The 18,576-nt window shown below is 69.3% G+C and carries 20 protein-coding genes; 11 read left to right on the forward strand and 9 right to left on the reverse strand.

Translation table 11 applies throughout. From position 1 onward, the window contains the following. Positions 1–2: 2 nt before the first annotated feature. Both AC5ZH6_RS09280 and AC5ZH6_RS09285 read right to left on the reverse strand, forming a co-directional pair. Positions 3–248 (reverse strand): acyl-CoA carboxylase subunit epsilon, encoded by a 246-nt coding sequence (locus tag AC5ZH6_RS09280; RefSeq protein ID WP_006367439.1) that lies wholly within the window; start codon positions 246–248, stop codon positions 3–5. After that, positions 245–1,873 (reverse strand): acyl-CoA carboxylase subunit beta, encoded by a 1,629-nt coding sequence (locus AC5ZH6_RS09285; protein ID WP_014359583.1) that lies wholly within the window; start codon positions 1,871–1,873, stop codon positions 245–247. The genes AC5ZH6_RS09280 and AC5ZH6_RS09285 overlap by 4 nt, the downstream gene beginning before the upstream one ends. 121 nt (positions 1,874–1,994) lie before the next feature. On the opposite strand from AC5ZH6_RS09285, the gene AC5ZH6_RS09290 reads away from it, so the two are divergent. Continuing rightward, positions 1,995–2,822 carry a biotin--[acetyl-CoA-carboxylase] ligase gene (locus tag AC5ZH6_RS09290; RefSeq protein WP_014359584.1) on the forward strand — a complete coding sequence of 276 codons (828 nt, stop codon included), beginning with the start codon at positions 1,995–1,997 and terminating at the stop codon, positions 2,820–2,822. A gap of 25 nt (positions 2,823–2,847) precedes the next feature. On the opposite strand, the gene AC5ZH6_RS09295 is transcribed toward AC5ZH6_RS09290, so the two are convergent. After that, positions 2,848–3,474, reverse strand: a complete 627-nt coding sequence (locus AC5ZH6_RS09295) for a hypothetical protein (RefSeq protein WP_094602296.1) — start codon at positions 3,472–3,474, stop codon at positions 2,848–2,850. A 158-nt stretch (positions 3,475–3,632) separates the two neighbouring features. On the opposite strand from AC5ZH6_RS09295, the gene AC5ZH6_RS09300 reads away from it, so the two are divergent. The 3 genes from AC5ZH6_RS09300 to AC5ZH6_RS09310 are packed head-to-tail and all read left to right on the forward strand — an operon-like array spanning position 3,633 to position 6,273. Continuing rightward, positions 3,633–4,244: a PH domain-containing protein gene (locus AC5ZH6_RS09300; protein WP_014359586.1), complete on the forward strand. Its 612-nt coding sequence runs from the start codon at positions 3,633–3,635 to the stop codon at positions 4,242–4,244. After that, on the forward strand, positions 4,241–4,918 hold the full coding sequence (locus tag AC5ZH6_RS09305) for a response regulator transcription factor (protein WP_026920209.1): 678 nt from the start codon (positions 4,241–4,243) through the stop codon (positions 4,916–4,918). Before AC5ZH6_RS09300 ends, AC5ZH6_RS09305 begins: the two co-directional genes overlap by 4 nt. A 14-nt stretch (positions 4,919–4,932) precedes the next feature. After that, the gene (locus AC5ZH6_RS09310; protein ID WP_006367433.1) at positions 4,933–6,273 is read left to right on the forward strand and encodes a sensor histidine kinase; all 1,341 of its coding nucleotides are present in this window, start codon (positions 4,933–4,935) and stop codon (positions 6,271–6,273) included. Here the strand turns inward: AC5ZH6_RS09310 and AC5ZH6_RS09315 are convergent. Continuing rightward, complete coding sequence (locus tag AC5ZH6_RS09315) at positions 6,245–6,805, reverse strand: GtrA family protein (RefSeq protein WP_006367432.1); 561 nt, start codon at positions 6,803–6,805, stop codon at positions 6,245–6,247. The two genes, AC5ZH6_RS09310 and AC5ZH6_RS09315, sit on opposite strands and share 29 nt — an antisense overlap. A 78-nt stretch (positions 6,806–6,883) precedes the next feature. Between AC5ZH6_RS09315 and AC5ZH6_RS09320 the strand changes: the two genes are divergently transcribed. Together AC5ZH6_RS09320 and purE are read left to right on the forward strand one after the other, a co-directional pair. Beyond that, positions 6,884–8,182, forward strand: coding sequence for a 5-(carboxyamino)imidazole ribonucleotide synthase (locus AC5ZH6_RS09320; protein WP_020171683.1), 1,299 nt, complete (start codon positions 6,884–6,886; stop codon positions 8,180–8,182). Further along, positions 8,182–8,751, forward strand: a complete 570-nt coding sequence (purE, locus tag AC5ZH6_RS09325) for a 5-(carboxyamino)imidazole ribonucleotide mutase (RefSeq protein WP_006367430.1) — start codon at positions 8,182–8,184, stop codon at positions 8,749–8,751. The genes AC5ZH6_RS09320 and purE overlap by 1 nt, the downstream gene beginning before the upstream one ends. A gap of 19 nt (positions 8,752–8,770) precedes the next feature. Here purE and AC5ZH6_RS09330 read toward each other — a convergent pair whose 3' ends face one another. The 4 genes from AC5ZH6_RS09330 to AC5ZH6_RS09345 all read right to left on the reverse strand — a co-directional run bounded on the left by AC5ZH6_RS09330 (position 8,771) and on the right by AC5ZH6_RS09345 (position 12,892). After that, positions 8,771–9,613, reverse strand: a complete 843-nt coding sequence (locus AC5ZH6_RS09330) for a dienelactone hydrolase family protein (RefSeq protein WP_006367429.1) — start codon at positions 9,611–9,613, stop codon at positions 8,771–8,773. Next, on the reverse strand, positions 9,610–9,984 hold the full coding sequence (locus tag AC5ZH6_RS09335; RefSeq protein ID WP_496168965.1) for a nitroreductase family deazaflavin-dependent oxidoreductase: 375 nt from the start codon (positions 9,982–9,984) through the stop codon (positions 9,610–9,612). Before AC5ZH6_RS09335 ends, AC5ZH6_RS09330 begins: the two co-directional genes overlap by 4 nt. A gap of 80 nt (positions 9,985–10,064) precedes the next feature. Then, positions 10,065–10,778, reverse strand: a complete 714-nt coding sequence (locus AC5ZH6_RS09340; protein ID WP_020171680.1) for a TIGR03089 family protein — start codon at positions 10,776–10,778, stop codon at positions 10,065–10,067. Between the two features lie 56 nt (positions 10,779–10,834). After that, entirely contained in the window at positions 10,835–12,892 is a 2,058-nt protein-coding gene (locus AC5ZH6_RS09345) for an LCP family protein (RefSeq protein WP_240524189.1), read from the reverse strand. A 253-nt stretch (positions 12,893–13,145) separates the two neighbouring features. Here AC5ZH6_RS09345 and rfbD point away from each other — a divergent pair, with 253 nt between their 5' ends. The 3 genes from rfbD to manB all read left to right on the forward strand — a co-directional run bounded on the left by rfbD (position 13,146) and on the right by manB (position 16,242). Continuing rightward, the gene (gene rfbD, locus AC5ZH6_RS09350) at positions 13,146–14,144 is read left to right on the forward strand and encodes a dTDP-4-dehydrorhamnose reductase (protein ID WP_496168966.1); all 999 of its coding nucleotides are present in this window, start codon (positions 13,146–13,148) and stop codon (positions 14,142–14,144) included. 71 nt (positions 14,145–14,215) lie between these two features. Further along, positions 14,216–15,115 carry a glycosyltransferase family 2 protein gene (locus AC5ZH6_RS09355; protein WP_170320156.1) on the forward strand — a complete coding sequence of 300 codons (900 nt, stop codon included), beginning with the start codon at positions 14,216–14,218 and terminating at the stop codon, positions 15,113–15,115. A gap of 56 nt (positions 15,116–15,171) precedes the next feature. Then, a complete protein-coding gene (gene manB / locus AC5ZH6_RS09360) occupies positions 15,172–16,242 on the forward strand; it encodes a mannose-1-phosphate guanylyltransferase (protein ID WP_231387033.1) in 1,071 nt (356 codons plus the stop codon). Positions 16,243–16,336: 94 nt separating this feature from the next. On the opposite strand, the gene AC5ZH6_RS09365 is transcribed toward manB, so the two are convergent. Beyond that, a complete protein-coding gene (locus tag AC5ZH6_RS09365; RefSeq protein WP_014359594.1) occupies positions 16,337–16,987 on the reverse strand; it encodes an O-methyltransferase in 651 nt (216 codons plus the stop codon). A gap of 250 nt (positions 16,988–17,237) precedes the next feature. On the opposite strand from AC5ZH6_RS09365, the gene sigE reads away from it, so the two are divergent. Further along, positions 17,238–17,843: an RNA polymerase sigma factor SigE gene (gene sigE, locus AC5ZH6_RS09370; protein ID WP_006367420.1), complete on the forward strand. Its 606-nt coding sequence runs from the start codon at positions 17,238–17,240 to the stop codon at positions 17,841–17,843. A gap of 157 nt (positions 17,844–18,000) precedes the next feature. Further along, positions 18,001–18,576, forward strand: a complete 576-nt coding sequence (locus AC5ZH6_RS09375; RefSeq protein ID WP_006367419.1) for a hypothetical protein — start codon at positions 18,001–18,003, stop codon at positions 18,574–18,576.

Here is an 18,576-nt window from a genome sequence, read left to right on the forward strand (position 1 = left end):
GATCAGTATCGCAAGTTGGTGAAGCTGCCCGGCCCACCCCACTGCGGGCGGAGCCGATCGATCGCGCTGCCCCAGTCGTCGCGGATCGCGGGGGTCTGCTCCCCGCCGCCACTGCCGGAGGCCGCGGCGGCGAGAACGGCGACCAACGCGGCCACGTCCTCGTCGGTCGGGTTGCCGCGCACGACGGTGAGGAACGGCTTCGCCGGGGCTCCCGCGTTCTGTGCTCCGGTCTGCTCTGCGCCGCTCACAGCGGGATGTTCCCGTGCTTCTTGGGCGGCAGGGTGACCATCTTGCGCTCGAGCAGGCGCAGTGCGGTGGCGATCTGACCGCGGGTGTGGCTCGGCGGGATCACCGCGTCGACGTAGCCGCGTTCGGCCGCGACGTACGGGTTCACCAGGGTGTCCTCGTATTCCTGCTGGAGTTCGAGGCGCAACGCGTCGACGTCCTCGCCGTTGGCCTCGGCCTCCTTGAGGCGGCCGCGATAGACGAAGCCGACGGCGCCGGAGGCACCCATCACGGCGATCTGCGCGGTGGGCCAGGCGAGATTGACGTCAGCGCCCATGTGCTTGGACCCCATCACGTCGTAGGCGCCGCCGTAGGCCTTGCGGGTGATGATCGTGATCTTGCCGACGGTGGCCTCACCGTAGGCGTAGAGCAGTTTGGCGCCGCGGCGGATGATGCCGTTGTATTCCTGATCGGTGCCGGGCAGGAAGCCCGGAACGTCGACGAGGGTGACGATCGGGATGTTGAAGGCGTCGCAGGTCCGCACGAACCGGGCGGCCTTCTCCGAGGCATTGATGTCGAGGCAGCCGGCGAACTGGGTCGGCTGGTTGGCCACGATGCCGACGCTGCGTCCGTCGACGCGTCCGAAACCGATGATGATGTTCGTCGCGCGCTCGGCCTGGACCTCGAGGAACTCGTCGTCGTCGAGGATGCGGCGGATGACCTCGTGCATGTCGTAGGGCTGATTCGGCGAATCCGGGATCAGCGTGTCGAGTTCGAGGTCCTCGTCGGTGAGGGTGTCCTCGATGGACCCGGCGGCCGGCGCGGCGACCGGCAGTCGGGGTGCGTCGGCCCGGTTGTTGCTCGGCAGGTAGCCCAGCAACTCCTTGACGTAATCGAGCGCGTCCTCCTCGTCGGAGGCGACGTAGTGGGCCACACCGGATTTCGTCATGTGGGTGTTGGCGCCACCGAGATCCTCCATGGTGACGTCCTCGCCGGTGACGGTCTTGATGACGTCGGGGCCGGTGACGAACATCTGGCTGGTCTGGTCGACCATCACCACGAAGTCGGTCAGCGCCGGGGAGTACACGTGGCCGCCCGCCGCGGCGCCCATGATCAGTGAGATCTGCGGGATGACCCCCGAGGCACGCACGTTGCGGTGGAAGATCTCGCCGTAGAGACCGAGTGAGACCACGCCCTCCTGGATGCGGGCGCCCGCGCCCTCGTTGATGCCGATCAGCGGACGACCGGTCTTGATCGCGAGATCCATCACCTTGACGATCTTCTCGCCGTACACCTCGCCGAGGCTCCCGCCGAAAACGGTGACGTCCTGGGAGAACACGCAGACCTCGCGGCCGTCGATGGTGCCGTAACCGGTGACCACGCCGTCGCCGAGCGGTCGGCGTTCGGCGAGCCCGAAGTTGGTGCTGCGGTGGCGGGCGAGTGCGTCGAGTTCGACGAACGAGCCGTCGTCGAGCAGATGGGTGATGCGCTCGCGGGCGGTGAGCTTGCCCCGCGAGTGGATCTTCTCGACCGCGGCCTCGCCGACCGGATGCTGGGTCTCGGAGAGTCGCTGACGCAGATCGGCGAGCTTTCCGGCCGTCGTGTGAATGTCTGGCGCGGCGCCGGAATCGGACGAAGCAGTGGTCATGAACGTCGATGCTAGCCAGATCGTGGCGCGCCCCGTCAACTGCCCCAATGTGAGAGATTCCTCATGTTTCCGAGCGATCGGTCGGCTACCTGCGGTGATGTGCGTCTCAGTCGTAGGCTCAGTGGTCATGAACACTCCAGCGACGTCTCCCGTGCACGGTCTGCAGTCGGCCATCGACGCCCGGACCCCCGATCTCGCCCACACCATCTGGCGACGGGTCGAGGTGGTCGATTCGACCGGTTCGACCAATGCCGACCTCGCCGCGCGCGCCGACGAGTCCGATCTCGTGGGCACGGTGCGCATCACCACCGACCAGACCGCCGGGCGCGGACGTCGGGCGCGGACCTGGTCGGCGCCCGCCGGTGCTCAGCTCGCGATCTCGGCGGTGGTGCCGGTGGGTGCGCACACCGAACAGTTGGGCTGGCTGTCGCTGACGACCGGGATCGCGACCGCAACCGCGATCGAGCGGCACAGCGGTCTGCGACCGGTGCTCAAGTGGCCCAACGACGTCCTGATCGACGACCGCAAGATCGCGGGCATCCTCGCCGAGTATGTGACCTCCACCGACGGTGGGGTGGTCGTCGTGGGCACCGGACTCAACACCAACCTGACCTCCGATGACCTGCCCGTTCCGACGGCGACCAGCCTGCGGATCGAAACCGGACGCGAACTCGCCGCCGACGACCTGGCCGGTCTGGCCATCGAGTACCTGCGCGCCCTGGACGAGCAGGGGTGGCCCGACCGACTCGACGCGATCGCCGAGACCTACCGGCAGCGCTGCGACACCCTGGGGCGTCGGGTGCGGCTTCTGCTACCCGGCGACACCGAGATCGTCGGTCAGGCCGTCGACGTCGACGACAACGGGCGCATCGTGATCGAACGCGATGGGGGAGAACGCTTCACCGCGGCGGCGGGCGACGTGGTGCATCTGCGGCCCGTCGCGGACTGAGCTGCGTGCGCCGGCGTACACGCAGTCAGCGGGTACTACGGGATTTGTGGCCCATCGCCGGTACGAGCGAGAAGATCGGCAACCCGATCACCAGGTGCATCACCGCGGTTCCCAGGCCCACCGAGAACTGTGCCGAGAGCACGAGCGGAATGATCACCGCGGCGGCGATCAGCAGGCCGACCACCCACCGGAAGAACTGGTCCGGCGACGGCGTGATGACCTGCAGTACGTACCACAGGGCGCCGGCGGCCAGAGCGGTGAGGAAGCCGACGATCGCGAACCAGAACTCGTCCTGCGCGACCGGATTCCACACCCCGAACTTGCCCGCGGCATTCACCCGCTCGACGATCGCCCGAATGATCCAGGCGACCAGCCAGGCGGCCAGGCCGGTGACGACGCCGGTCATCACGATGCCGCCGACGAACATCCCGACGTTGATGTCGGGGCCGATGGTGCGGCGCGGGCGCGCGGGCCGGCCCGGGGGCTGCTGCGCGTAGCCGGGGTCCTGGTAGCCGCTGGTCTGATAGCCCGGCCCCGCATGGCCCGGGTCCTGGTAGTACGTCGGATCCTGTTGGCTGTAGGCACGCGACTCCGGCGCGTATCCGGGTTCGTACTTCGCGGTGCGGGGATCCCGGGGATCGCGATAGGTCATGAAAGCTCCTGAACCTCTCGTCGCTGTGGTCTGCGTCATTCTACCGAGATCGGACAGGGCTCGAGCATGACCGCGTCGAGCGGGCCGGGTCAACAGGCGGCGCCGGGAGCGCCGGCGAGCGGGCCGGGTCAACAGCCGCTCGGCCTATGCTTGCTGCCATGGCATATCCGCGGGAGAACCTCGCACCCGGTGAGCGGATCGTCCTGCACCGACATCCGCACTGGAAGTGTCTGCTCGGTCCGTTCCTGTTGTTCATCCTCGCGACCGCGATCGGCGGCCTGCTCGCCGGGCTGGTGAGTGCGTCGTCGTTGACCGGGACCGGTGCCCTGATCGCCTACGTCGCCGTGGCGGTGCTCTGGGCGGCCGCGACGATCTGGTTCTTCCTGCGGCCCTTGATCTCCTGGAAGACCACGCATTTCGTGCTGACCGACCGCCGGGTGATCTTCCGGCACGGCATCCTCACACGATCGGGGATCGACATCCCGATCCGACGGATCAACACCGTCGAGTTCCGGCACGGGCCGATCGACCGGTTGTTGCGCACCGGGACATTGCTCATCGAATCGGCCTCCGACGAGCCGTTGGCGTTCGACGACATCCCCCAGGTCGAGCGTGTGCACGCGCTGCTCTACCACGAGGTGCTCGAGGTGACCGACGATCCGGATCCCGACGACGAACGCTTCGATCACGACGATCGGGTGGGCGCCGCCGATGCGGGCGCGACCCACGGCAACGAGGCCGGACATGGCAGATGGGGGCGACGGCGATGACCGATGTGTTGTTGGCCGAGGACGATGCGGCCATCGCCGAACCGTTGGCCCGGGCGCTGGCGCGCGAGGGATACGGCTGCGAGGTCGTGGGCACCGGAACGCAGGCTCTCGAACGGGTCGCCGACGGCCGGTTCGAACTACTCATCCTCGATCTCGGTCTGCCCGAGATCGACGGACTCGAGGTGTGCCGGCGGGTGCGGGTCGAACAGCCCGAACTCGCGGTACTGATGTTGACCGCCCGGACCGACGAGGTGGACTTCGTGGTGGGGCTCGACGCCGGCGCCGACGACTACGTCGGCAAACCCTTCCGGCTCGCCGAGTTGCTCGCGAGGGTGCGAGCACTGTTGCGCCGCAGCCAGACTCCCGACGACGTCGTCCTCGAGGGTGGCGATCTACGGTTGGATGCCCGGGCGCGTCGGGCGACGCTCAACGGCACCGACCTGGTGTTGGCGAACCGCGAGTTCGACCTGCTTCGGTTCCTGATGGAACGAGCCGGTCAGGTCGTCGGCCGCGACGAGATCCTCACGGAGGTATGGGGTTCGGCGGATCTGCGGTCGTCGAAGACCCTCGACATGCACATCTCCTGGCTGCGTCGCAAGATCGGCGACGACCGGCACGACCGCCCGCGCCACATCGTCACCGTGCGTGGTGTCGGTTTCCGTTTCGATCCCTAGCCCGCGATCGATCCATGCGCCGTCGCATCCTGTACACGATGATCGCCATGTTGTTGGCGGTCGGTGCCGCACTGGGCATTCCGCTGTCGGTGATCGCGTGGTGGTGGGTCGCCGACAGCGCCCACCAGACCCTCGACAGCCGGCTCAAGTCGATCTCGGATCAACTCATCCGGACCGACGACGGGCGCGACGCGACGCTCGATCCCGCGCTGCTGGATTCGCCGCCGCTGCGGTCGCTGATCCCCGATCAGGGCCGTCTGATCCTGACCTATGTGGCTCCCGACGGGCACTCGGCCACCCGCGCCGTGGGGGCCGAGATCGACGGTGCGACGATCTCGGACTCCATCGGGCTCGGTGATGCCGGATCGCTGATCCTGGAGATCCCCCGCAACGACGTCCGCGGTGATCAGCTCGCCGCGGTCGGCATCGTCACGATCGTGGTGGCCTCGTCGCTGGCCGCGGGTACCGTCGTCGCGGCGGTCACCGCGGGACGAATCGCCGACCCGGTCATCGACCTCGCCCATCGGGCCACGGCGATGGCGCGCGGCGATTTCCGCTCGGAATGGCGGACGTACGGGATCGTCGAACTCGACCGGGTCTCGCGAGCGCTCGGCGACGCGAACACCGAGATCGCGTTGCGTCTCGAACGCGAGGGCGAGATCGTCGGCGACGTGTCCCATCAGCTGCGCAGCCGGCTCACCGCGATCCAATTGCGTCTCGACGAGCTGTCGTTGCACGACGATCCGGCGGTCGTCGGGGAGGCCGAGGCCGCCCTCGATCAGGTCGAGCGGCTCTCCGGTGAGCTCGACGAGATGGTCGCGGCATCCCGTGACGACCCGGCCCCGATGCAGTCGATCGATGTCACCGAGTTGCTGACGCGGCTCGTCGGTGACTTCGAGAATGCCTTCGCCGCCCAGGGCCGCGAGGTGACCGTCGCCTTCAGCGGGCCGGTGTGCGCGTTGAGCGCCCAGCCCGGGCGGCTGCGTGAGGCGGTCAGCGTCCTGGTCGACAATGCCCTGCAGCACGGCGCCGGGCAATGCCGGATCGACGTCGGAGAGCTCGCCGGCGACATGGTGCGCATCACGGTCGCCGACGAGGGCAAGGGCGTCGCCGACGACATCGCCCAGTCGATCTTCCGACGCGGTTTCTCCGCGGGCAGCGGCACCGGCCGGGCGGGAACGGGCGTGGGGCTGTCGCTGGCGCGGGCGTTGGTCGAGGCCGACGGCGGACGCCTCGAACTCGCGCATCGCCGTCCGCCGGTGTTCTCGATCGTGGTGCCCTCGGCGGCACAGGGGTCGGAGACCGCCGACGGATCAGGCGGTCACCTCAGGCATGACCGAGTTCCTCATCGTTGAGTTCCTCGGCGTTCGGATGCAGGTCGGTGGATCCGGCGTCGCCGCCGCGGAGGTTCTCCTCGGGAAAGGCGAATCGTCGCAGCGCCCAGAAGCGGAACGCCATCTGCAGCACGTTGCCGATGAGGAAGCCGAGGACGAAGTCGACGACGACGAGTTCGGTGGTCGACAGATTGGCCCGGATGTCGAAGAGGTTGTTGGCCACCCACAGTGGCGCGGCCTGCAGGACGACGCCGATGCCGCTGATGACGAAGAACAGGAAGGCCTCGTGCGCGCGTTCACGCCCGCCGCGGTTCTTGAATGCCCATTCACGGTTGAGGATGTAGCTGAGGATGGTGGCGAGTACGCCCGAGATGATCTTGGCGATGACGGGCTTGGTCTCGAGGATGGTGAGCGTCAGGGTGTAGAAGATGGCCGCATCGAACACGAAGGTGGTGCCACCGACGAGCGCGAACTTGATGAGTTCGTGGTGTCGCATGAGCTGGTGCCGGACGGGCTCGGGCAGGCGGGCCACCACGTCATCGATGAACGGCACAAGAGTCGAGTGTAGGACTCGGGGCGGCCGGTGACTTCTCCCGGTCGGTCATGCATCGGACATGGCAGGCGTGCCACGATGGACCGCGTGAGCTCATCCGACGGTGGCGCTGCCGACGATCTCGGCGCGCCGAGGACCCCTCCCGCTCCTGGTTCCGCGCGTGCCGGCGGCACCTTCGCCGGTATGCCGACGGTCACCATGATCGGCGGTGGACAGCTGGCACGGATGACCCATCAGGCGGCCATCGCGCTCGGTCAGTGCCTGCGTGTCCTCGCGGCCGGTCCCGACGATCCGGCCGCGCAGGTCAGTGCCGACGTGGTGCTGGGATCGCACGACGACCTCGACGATCTGCGCCGCGCCGCCGCGGGTGCGGTGGCGTTGACCTTCGACCACGAGGGCGTCCCGCTGGCACACCTGCAGGCGCTCGAGGCCGATGGCGTGTCGGTGCTGCCGCCGTCGAAGGCGCTGCATTTCGCCCAGGACAAGCAGGCGATGCGCGTCCGGCTGTCGGAGCTGGGACTGCCGGTACCCGACTTCGCGGATCTGGCAGGCGATCTCGGGTTGGCGCGTGGCCGTCTCATCGACTTCGGTGACCGGCACGACTGGTCGATCGTGCTCAAGGCGGTCCGTGGTGGATACGACGGTCGCGGGGTGTGGATTCTCGACGACCGGGACGCCGCGTTGGCGGTCTTCGACGAGCAGTTCGATGCCGGGGTGGATCTGATCGCCGAGCAGAAGGTGGCCATGCGTCGCGAGTTGTCGGCGATGATCGCCCGATCGCCGTTCGGCCAGGGCGCTGCGTGGCCGGTGGTGGAGACCATCCAGCGCAAGGGGCAGTGCGCGGTGGTGCTGGCGCCCGCACCAGATCTCGACCCCGACCTCGCCGCGGCGGCGCAGGAGATGGCGCTGCGGCTGGCACGCGAACTCGGGGTGGTCGGGGTGATGGCGATGGAGTTGTTCGAGACCACCGAAGGCACGCTGCTGGTCAACGAACTCGCGATGCGTCCGCACAACAGCGGCCACTGGACCATGGACGGGGCGGTCACCTCGCAGTTCGAACAGCATCTGCGCGCGGTGTGTGACTATCCGCTCGGCGACACCGCCCCGAGCGCGCCGTTGACCGTGATGGCCAACATTCTCGGCGCGCCGGATGCGCCGTCGATGTCGATGGACGAGCGGCTTCATCACCTGATGGCGCGGATGCCGGACGCGAAGGTGCACCTGTACGGCAAGGGGGAGCGGGCGGATCGCAAGATCGGGCATGTGAATATCGTCGGGGCACGCGACGACGACCTCGCGACGGTTCGGGAGCGTGCCGAGCGGGCGGCGCACTGGATGTCGCACGCGGTGTGGACCGACGGATGGGAAGGGCACTGATGAGCGAGCAGACCGAGAGCGGGGCGCAGGTCGACGACACCCGGGCCGACGACGCCCGGGCGGATGTGCACCGCGCCCGGGTGGGCCTGATCATGGGCAGCGACTCCGATTGGCCGACAATGCAACTCGCTGCCGAAGCGCTCGCCGAGTTCGACGTGCCGTTCGAGGTGGGCGTGGTCTCGGCGCACCGCACCCCGCAGCGGATGCTCGACTATGCGACCGGTGCCGCCGACGCCGGCATCGAGGTGATCATCGCCGGCGCCGGTGGTGCCGCGCACCTGCCGGGCATGGTCGCCGCCGCGACCCCGCTGCCGGTGATCGGTGTGCCGGTGCCGCTGCGTCATCTCGACGGACTCGATTCGTTGCTGTCGATCGTGCAGATGCCGGCGGGTGTGCCGGTGGCGACGGTGTCGATCGGCGGCGCCCGTAATGCGGGGCTGCTCGCGGTCCGCATCCTCGGGGCCGCCGATGCCGCCCTGCGCGCACGGATGTCGGCGTTCCAGTCCGGTCTCGAGCAAATGGTCCTCGACAAGGACGCCGCCCTGCGTCAGAAGCTGCTGGGCGACTGATACGCGGGGTCCGGGCGTCTCAGCCCGGGGATTCCGGACCCCGCTCGAGTTGCAGTCGGCGGGTGAGGAAGTCGAGAACCTGGTCGAGGGCATCGCGGGTCGGCGCTCCGGGTTCGTCGACGAGATCGATGGTGAGTGCCGCGTGCGGCGTCGGCATCGGCGACTCCGGGTTGGCCGCGGAGTCCGGCAATTCGATCGAGATGAACGCATCGCCGAGTAGGCGTCGCAGGTTCTCGAATCGTGATGGTGGGGACATCCGGTCGCCCTCGAAACGCACCCCCATCACCTGTAGTCCGGCCGCACAGCGGGTGGCGACGGTGGCGAGGTCGGCGTCGGAGACGTCGATCGAGCGAGCCCGGCGGGGCGTGATCGCGAACGGCAGTGACGGTTGGGCCAGCACCGGGGCGAGCAGTCGCTCGTCGGTGGCCATGCCGAGGGCGAATCCGCCGGTGAAACACATCCCGATCGCGCCGACCCCGACGCCGCCGCAGCGCCGGTGCTCGTCGGCGGCGAGCGCGCGGAGCCAGTCGACGATCGGTGAGGTCTTTCCGGTCGCGAGGACCGAGAACTCCCGGGAGATGCACGCCTTGGCGATGGTCCCGACCATTTCCGTTGCGGCCCTGAGGGTTCCGCGTGCGTCGGGGGAGGGGTCCCGACCGTCGACGCCGTACACCGACGGCATCACCGCGGTCGCACCGATGTTGGCGACGCGCCGCGCGAAATCTGCCACATCCGGGGAGATGCCCGGGATCTCGGCGATGATGATCACCGCCGGACCGGTGCCCTTGCGATACACCCGCCGCGTCGTGCCGAGGTAGGTCTCGTCGGCTACCGAGAAGTCGTCGAGCGAATCGTCGGTCATGCCGGCTCCAGGGTGCCGATGAGGACCCACGCGAACGCCGACGCGAACGGACGCGCACCACGGACGACGTCGGGGGAATCCGCCGGGATGATCCGGGGCCGCACCAGATGGAAATGCTTCCCGCGCCGGGTCATGTCGCAGCCGCCGGCGGCGAGGACGTTACGCACCCAGTCGGTATCGCGTCCGTAGGCCAGCACGACGGCGAGGGTGTCGCCGCCGGCCCAGGCAAGCACCGGCGTTCGATAGCGACGCCCGGAGCTCCGTCCGGTGTGCTCGACCATTGCCCACGGCGCCAGGTGCGGCGCCCACAGGCGCTGGATCGGGTTGGTGAGGCGTTTGTTGACACGGGCCAGGGTGGCGGGCAGCTCCATGAGACCACTGTGCCGTATGGCATGAGAACGCTGTGCCGTATGGCATGAGAACGCTGTGCCGTATGGCGGGCACGCGTGTGTCAGGTCAGGAAGACCCCGGCGCGTTCGGTGGTGGCGCGCGCAGACTGGTCGCCGTCCGGGTTGGCCACCCACACGAGCCCGGCGCCCACCGACAGCGGTGCCAGGAAATGGTCGACGATGCCGGTGGCGCTGGCCCATTCGAGGGTGGAGAGCACCCGGCCGCCGGGCGTGATGCCGGCGCCGGCGGCGGCCGCGTGCGCGGCGTCGAGCACCTCGGTTGTGGTGCGGCCGTCCAGGGCGCCACCGGCATGAGCCGGTCCGGCGAACTGATCGCCGTGGATGCGTACGCGGGTGCCGTAGTCGGACACACCGGGCGGGAGGCCGGGGACCGGCATGGCGAACGGGTCGAGTGGCGCGACGATCAGGTCTTCGACATCGGGATGGGCGTCGACGTGGTCTCGATCGGTGAAGCCGACCGTGGCATCGCCGAACAGGTCGGCCTCGGCGCGGGTGTGCACCTCGGCGCCGGCCCACCAGCAGCCGAGCAGGATGCCCGCGGTCTGCCAATGTTCGGGAAGGTCGACGATGACGGGATCGCCGGGCTCGAGCAGCACTTCGTCGACGAGGAGGTTGGCGGTCTTGGCCGCCCAGTTACCCAGGGTCGCCCAGCTGAGCTCGGTGCGTTCGCCGGTGGCGTCGTCGTAGAAGGTCAGTGCGGGACGCGAGTGGTCGTCGATACCACCGAAGACGGCGGCGGTGATGGTGGCGGTCATCGGTTCATTGTCTCGTCGGGCGCGGCCGACGAGATCGACGGGTCACCGACGGCCGGTCAGTTGACACACATCGGGCCGTCGGAGCCGGCGGTGATCGCCGAACTCGGTGCCGGCGTCGCGGTGCCGCCACCCGCGGATCCGCCGGAGTCGTCGCCGCCCGAGCCGCCGCCGATGTCGGAGACCGAGCCGGGACCGCTGTAGGTGTTGGTGAGCACGGCCCGCAACTCGTGGTCGCCGAGCGTCGGATCGGCTGCGACGGTCAGTCCGCCGAGATCCTTGGCGAGCAGACGCGCACCGGGATCGTCGGCCGACTTCGCGAAGATCACCGAATCGCGCTCGTTGCCCGGATCGCTGAGGAGCTTGCCCGCCTGATAACCCTTGGCGGTCAGGATGCCCGAGACGTTCTTGGCCAGTCCGTCCACCGTGCCGGCGTTGTTGACGTCGACGGTGTACTCGGGGCGTCCGGTATTGCGGGAGGGATCGAGCAGAGAACTGGTGTAGGCCCGGACCTTCGCCGGGTCGACGGTGACCACACTCTGCTGCCCGTCGTCGCTCCACCCGTGGTCGTCGACGATGGGGATCGTCGCGAACTTCACCCGACCGCCGCTGAGATCCTTGAGTTGCTCGGCGAAGGTCAGGACATCCCAGTCATCGTCGATGACCACCGACCGCGATACCGCGGCCTGCAACTGGTTGAGCTTGGTCGGGTCGGTCAGGGTGCCGGCCGACAAGATCTTCTGGGTCAGTGAGGCCATGTACGCCTGCTGGCGGGTGATCCGGTCGAGGTCGCCGCGCGGGAGGTCGTGGCGCTGCCGGACGAAGCTCAATGCCTGTGGGCCGTTGAGGGTTTGGCGTCCGGCGGGGAAGTGGGCGCCCGAGAACGGTTCGTTCACCGGGTTCTTGAGGCAGACGTCCACGCCGCCGACGGCGTTGGTGAGCAGCACGAAGCCGAGCAGGCCGACCTCGGCGTAGTGGTCGACGTGCACGCCGGTGAGATTTGCGACGGTGTCGATCAGTGCCTCACGGCCGGCCTGGGTGCCCTCCCGTTCGGCCTGCGCCTCGCTCTGCCCGGCCTCGACGGCCTTGCGCCGCACGCCTTCTCGGGTGGTGCCGTAGGCCGCGTTGATCTTGCTCATCCCGATTCCCGGGACGTCGACGTAGGAGTCGCGGGGAATGGAGATCGCCGTTGCCGACGACCCGTCGTTGGGGACCCGGATCAGCAGGATGGTGTCGGTGTTGGTGGAGATGTCGTCGCCCGAGCGCAGCCACCGTAATTCCTGGGCCGAGAGCGGGTTGCCCTTGGCGTCGGTGCGCGAGTCGGTGCCGACCAGCAGGATGTCGGTGGCGCCGTCGTCGGCGCCACCGAGCGCGAGGCCGCCGAGTCGGGTGATGTCGGACTCGAGGTTGTTGATGCTGCTCCAGGCGTATCCGGTGCACACCAGCACGATCACCGAGAGCACCGCGATCAGCCCGCGGGCCGCCGCGCGTCCACCCCGCCAGCCCGACAGCACCCCGCCCCCGCGCGGAGGCGCCGGCGGCGGCCCGGGTGTCTCCGGTTCGACCAATGCGTCGGGTGCGGCAGCGGCGGTTGTCCTCGCGGACGGCTTGGGGGCGGGTCGGTCGGCACCGGTCGGGCGGGGCTTGCGTCGGACCGGTTGCTTGGGTGCGGATCCCTTGTTGTGAGCGGAGTCCTTCTTGGGTGCGGGGTTCCCGGGTGCCGCGGCCGCCGACGCATCACCGGCCGCGCGTTGCGCGTTCGGCTTCGGCTGTGCATTCGGCTTCGCCGCCGGGCGCCCCTGCGCCGGGCGCTGTCCCGGTGGACGCCGCCGACGCGGCCGTTCAGCGGACCCGCTGTGGTTGCCGTCGACCGAATCGTTTGCGCGCGTGTGGATCTCGCCGGATGACCGTTGCTGCGGGCCCCGTACGCGATCCGGATCCGCCGGGCGCCTGCGTCGCGTGCCCTCGGCTCGCGGTGCGCGTTCGGCGTGCTCGCCACGCGGAGGTCGGGGACGTTCGGACGCCGACTCGTCGGTCCGGGGGCGGCGCGCGCGGGCCTCGTCGCCACGCGTGTGACCGGCCGGTCGTCTACGCGCACCATCGGGGCGGGAGTCCACGAGTGGGCAGTCCTTTACGGTCGTGGCTGCCGTCGTGCGGGGCAGCAGTTGCCTGAGTGCCAGGCGTTTCTGATGTGGTTTACGTCCGCCAAGGCTACTGAAGGTGGTGGTGAACTCGGCGTCGCACACGCCGAGCGATCGCGGACGGTCGAGCGTTCTCGCCGGACACCGAACGAGTGGTGATCGCCACACTCACCGCCGGTGCGCGTGCGCCGGAGTGGTGGCACGAGCGCGAGCCGGGCACACTGACCGCGTGCGCAGCGATTCCGGGATAGATCCGCGGCCGGCCGAACCGATCGGTACGGTCTGGCTGCTCGGCGCCGCGGGACAACTCGGCACCGCGCTGCGCGCGCAGGCCGGTGCGGACATCGCGCTTGTGCCGCTCACCTCCGCCGACGTCGACCTCGCGGATGCCTCCTCGATCCGCTCCGCACTCGCCGGGGTTCGCGAAGGTGACGTCGTCCTCAATACCGCGGCCTACACCGCCGTCGATCAGGCCGAATCCGAACCCGAGAAGGCCGCAGCGGTCAACGCCGTCGCACCCGGGATCCTCGCCGAGATCACCGCGGCCTCCTCTGCGTGGCTCATCCACGTCTCCACCGACTACGTGTTCGCCGGCACCGGCATGCGTGCGCAACCCCTCGAGCCCGACGACACCGAGCCCGACGACACCGAGCCCGACGACACCGAGCCCGACGACACCGGCCCCGAGTCCACGCCGCCGAGCGTGTACGGCGCCACCAAACTCGCCGGTGAACGCGCCGTGCTCGCTGCCGACCCGTCGTCGACGATCGTGCGGACCGCGTGGGTCTACACCGGCGGCCCCGACAGCCCGGACTTCGTCGGCACGATGCGTCGCCTTGAGCAGAGCCGCGACACGGTCTCCGTCGTCGACGATCAGGTCGGCTCGCCCACCTACGCTCCCGACCTCGCCGCCGGACTCTGGGAGCTGACACGCCACGGCCACCGCACGCCCGTCGCCGGGGCGATCCTGCACGCCACCAATGCCGGCGCCGTCACCTGGTACGCGGTGGCGCGCGCGGTGTTCGCAGGTGTCGGCGCCGACCCGGACCGGGTCCGGCCGTGCACCACCGCCGAATTCCCGCGGCCCGCACCGCGCCCCGCCTACTCGGTGCTCTCACCGCGCTCGTGGCGCCACGCCGGGCTCACCCCGCTGCGCGAGTGGTCGGTCGCCCTGGCCGATGCCCTGGACGTCGACGCCGCTCGAACCGGCACTGTGCAGGCGCGGTGACCTCGACCACAGCGGGCGCCGCACAGCCCGGACGAATGGGACGGACCCCGACGGTTGGCTACGCTGACCCGGTGACCTCGAAGCTGGCCGTGGTGACGGTGACCTATTGGTCGGGCGACCACCTGCAGACCTTCCTGCGGAGTCTGGCGCACGCCACCTCCTCTTCGCCGCGGGTGGTGATCGCCGACAACGGGTCCGGCGACGGCGCCCCCGAGGCCGCCGAGCGCGAGCACGCCAACGTCACCCTGATCCACAGCGGCGGCAACGTCGGGTACGGGGGAGGCATCAACCGAGCGGTCGCCGAACTCGACGACGACGTCGAATTCGTGATGATCGCCAACCCGGACGTCGAATGGTCACCGGGATCGATCGACGAGCTCGTCGCCGCGGCGGCGCGGTGGCCGCGCGCGGGTGCACTCGGTCCCCTCATCCGTGAGCCCGACGGCTCGGTTTACCCGTCCGCGCGGCGCGTCCCCGACCTCGTCTCGGGCACCGGGCACGCACTCCTCGGTGGCATCTGGAAGTCCAACCCGTGGACCGCTGCCTATCGCGCCGACGACATCGAGCCCAGTGAACGTCCGGTCGGCTGGCTGTCCGGATCGTGCCTACTGGTGCGCCGCACCGCTTTCGACGAGATCTCCGGATTCGACGAGCGCTATTTCATGTACATGGAAGACGTCGACCTCGGCGACCGACTCGGTCGCGCCGGCTGGCTCAACGTCTACGTGCCCGGGGCAGAGGTCGTCCACACCAAGGGCCACAGCGCCGACAAACGTCCCGAGGCGATGCTGCCCGCCCACCATCGCAGTGCCTACCGCTTCCAGGCCGACCGTCATCCAGGGGTGTTGCAGGCGCCGCTGCGATGGGCATTACGGGCCGGGCTGGCGGTGCGGTCACGTCTGGCCGTACGCGCCGCAGCGCGCACCACGTCGTCCCACGATCATCCACATTCGGAGAGGAACACCCCGTGATGCAGTTCTCGGTGAACAACCCCGCGGTCAGCGCCGACGATGTGCCCGACATCGACATGTCCGATGTGCAGGCTGTCGTACTCGTCGGCGGCAAGGGCACACGCCTGCGTCCGCTCACCCTCTCGGCGCCCAAGCCGATGCTGCCGACGGCGGGACTGCCGTTCCTCACCCACCTGCTCTCGCGCATCCGCAAGGCCGGCATCCGCGACGTCGTGCTCGGGACGTCGTTCAAGGCCCACGTGTTCTCCGAGTACTACGGTGACGGCTCCAAACTCGACCTCAACATGCGGTACGTCACCGAAGAGGAGCCGCTGGGCACCGGTGGCGGTATCCGCAACGTGCTCCCCGAACTGACGGCGTCGACGATCGTGGTGTTCAACGGTGACGTCCTCGGCGGCACCGACGTCCGCCACGTCGTGGCCACCCACCGCGAGTCCGACGCCGACGTCACCCTGCACCTCGTGCGGGTCTCCGACCCCCGCGCCTTCGGATCCGTGCCCACCGACGAGACCGGCCGCGTCACCGCCTTCCTGGAGAAGACCCAGGACCCGCCGACCGACCAGATCAACGCGGGCACCTACGTTTTCCGCCGCTCGGTCATCGAGGACATCCCCGCCGGTCGCGAGGTGTCGGTCGAACGCGAGGTGTTTCCCGGCCTGCTCGCCGAGGGCCGGCACATCCACGCCTACGTCGACCACGCCTACTGGCGCGACATGGGAACCCCCGAGGACTTCGTCCGCGGCTCGGCCGACCTCGTCCGCGGCATCGCGCCGTCACCGGCCCTCGGTGATCGCCACGGCGAATCCCTGGTCCACGAGGGTGCCGGCGTCGCGCCGGGAGCAGTGCTCATCGGCGGAACGGTCGTCGGCCGCGGCGCCGAGATCGGTCCCCGCGCCCGACTCGACGGTGCCGTCGTCTTCGACGGAGCCGTCATCGAGGCCGGCGCGGTCGTCGAACGCAGCATCGTCGGCTTCGGTGCCCGCATCGGCCCCCGCGCCCTCATCCGCGACACCGTCATCGGCGACGGCGCCGAGGTCGGCGCCCGCTGCGAATTGCTGCGCGGAGCGCGGGTATGGCCCGGCGTCCAGATCCCCGACGGCGGTCTGCGCTTCTCGACCGACGTCTGACAACCCGCCGCGGTCATCTCATCGCGACTTCGCCGCGGTCATGTCATCGCGACTTCGCCGCGGTCATGTCATCGCGACTTCGCCGCGGTCACATTCATCGCGACTTCGCCGCGGCGAGCACCCCGGGGCCCAACGGGATCACCACCGGCAACAACCGGTCGTCGTCGGCCACCAACATCGCGGCCTCGCGGGCCGCAGCGGTCATCGGGTCGGTGCGCGCCGGATCGGCGACCGCACCCTGGGCTGCCGCGTCGTGGATGACCAGCATCCCGCCGGGCCGCAGCATCCGCACCGACTCGGTCACGAACCGGGGCATGTCCAGCCGCGGTCCGTCGATGAACACCAGGTCGTAAGAGCTGTCCGACAGTCGCGGCAACACATCACGCGGCGTGCCGTTGATCAGCCGCGTCCGACCCGGCGCGATGTCGGCGCCGGCGAACGACGCCCGCGCGGCCTGATGGTGTTCGAGCTCGGGGTCGATCGTGGTCAGCACCCCGTCGGTGGCCATTCCGGCCAACAACCACAGCCCGCTCACCCCGGTACCGGTGCCGATCTCGGCGACCGCATGCGCATCGACTGCTCGGGCGAGTACCGCAAGCAATGCGCCGACCGACGGACTCACCGGAATCGCGCCGAGTTCGATCCCGCGGGCACGCGCGGCGACCAGTGCGTCGTCCTCCACGATCGCCGACTCGGCGTAGTCGATCAGTGCCACCCGCGGGTCGCTCGGCTGGGTATCGGTCATGCTCGCAAGGTTAGACATGCCCGGTGCAAAGAGCCGACGGCACGCCCGGATTGCCGTATCGCACCTCGGGGTTTGCTTCCTCAGACAACACTCAGGGCCCTCATACGGCGACCACACCACGATGGGAGAGGGTGAGGGCATCGAATCGGATACAGGGGGGAATACCACCACCCGGTGTCCGGTTCAGTATGGTGAATCCATCCGGCGTCACCGCGATGATGGTTTGTGAGAAGGGAACCGGCCACCCACGATGAGCGACCACGAGGCGTCCGCAGACATTGCCCCCGGCGGAACCGCGGGATTCGATGCCACCGGAAACGACATGCTCATGCCGTCCTGGGACGAGTTGGTCCGCGAGCATGCCGACCGCGTCTACCGGCTCGCCTACCGGCTGTCCGGTAATCAGCACGACGCCGAGGACCTCACCCAGGAGACCTTCATCCGGGTCTTCCGGTCGCTGTCGAACTATCGCCCGGGAACGTTCGAGGGCTGGCTGCACCGCATCACCACCAATCTCTTCCTCGACATGGTGCGCCGGCGCAACAAGATCCGCATGGAGGCACTGCCCGAGGAATACGATCGCGTGCCCGCCGACACACCCGACCCGCAGCAGATCTACGCGGATGCGAACCTCGACGGCGATCTGCAGGCCGCCCTGGACTCGTTGAGTCCCGAGTTCCGTGCCGCCGTCGTCCTGTGTGACATCGAAGGGTTGTCGTACGAGGAGATCGCCGCGACCCTCGGGGTCAAGCTCGGCACCGTGCGCAGTCGCATCCACCGCGGACGTCAGACCATCCGCGACTTCCTCCTCGCCCGTGGCCACAGCGACCGCCGCTCGGTCGCGGTCGGTCACTGAGTCCAACGTCGACATCGGCCGCACCGAGGACCATCGAGGACCCACATCGACGTGACGTCCGCCGGGAACCCCACCGACCGCGCAATCGTTGGGACTTTCGGTAGGCTGGGGCGTCGTCCCCGCCGAAAGCCGGGGTCACGACGGGGGAGAAGGGGTGATGAACACGATGATGGACGGCTCACAACGACGGCCGGACGCGAGTGCCGCGACCGATCGGCTCGAGCACCCGGACAATCTCCGCCGACGCCGCGCCTGGAATCCGGCGGCCTGGACGCCCGCGCGATCCTCCTTCACCCCGAACCGCCGGCCGAGCGCTCCGCGGGACCGGCGATTCGCCCCCACCGAGCACCTCGCACCCGAGGCGGTCGCCGCCTACGTCGACGAAGAACTCGGTATGACCGCCCACATGCGTGCCACCCACCACCTGGCCCTGTGCCCGGAATGCGTCGCCGCCGTCGAGGCCCAGACCGCAGCCCGTACCCGCTTGCGCTCCTCGGGCACCATGCCCATCCCGACCGGTTTGTTGGGCCAACTCAGTCAGATCCCGACTCGCGAGTTCGACATGACCGATCATCGCGACCCGACACGACCGGTCGACGGCGCCGAGCGCGGCGCTTCCCGCCGCACTCAACCCGGCCGCGTGCCCACCGGTGAGCCGACGCCCATGCCCGGCCACAACTCGCCCGGTCACGACTCGAACCGGGGTCGCATGCAGCGCTGGCGGGGCCGCTGA

It is taken from the genome of Gordonia sp. YC-XJ4, from assembly GCF_059511865.1.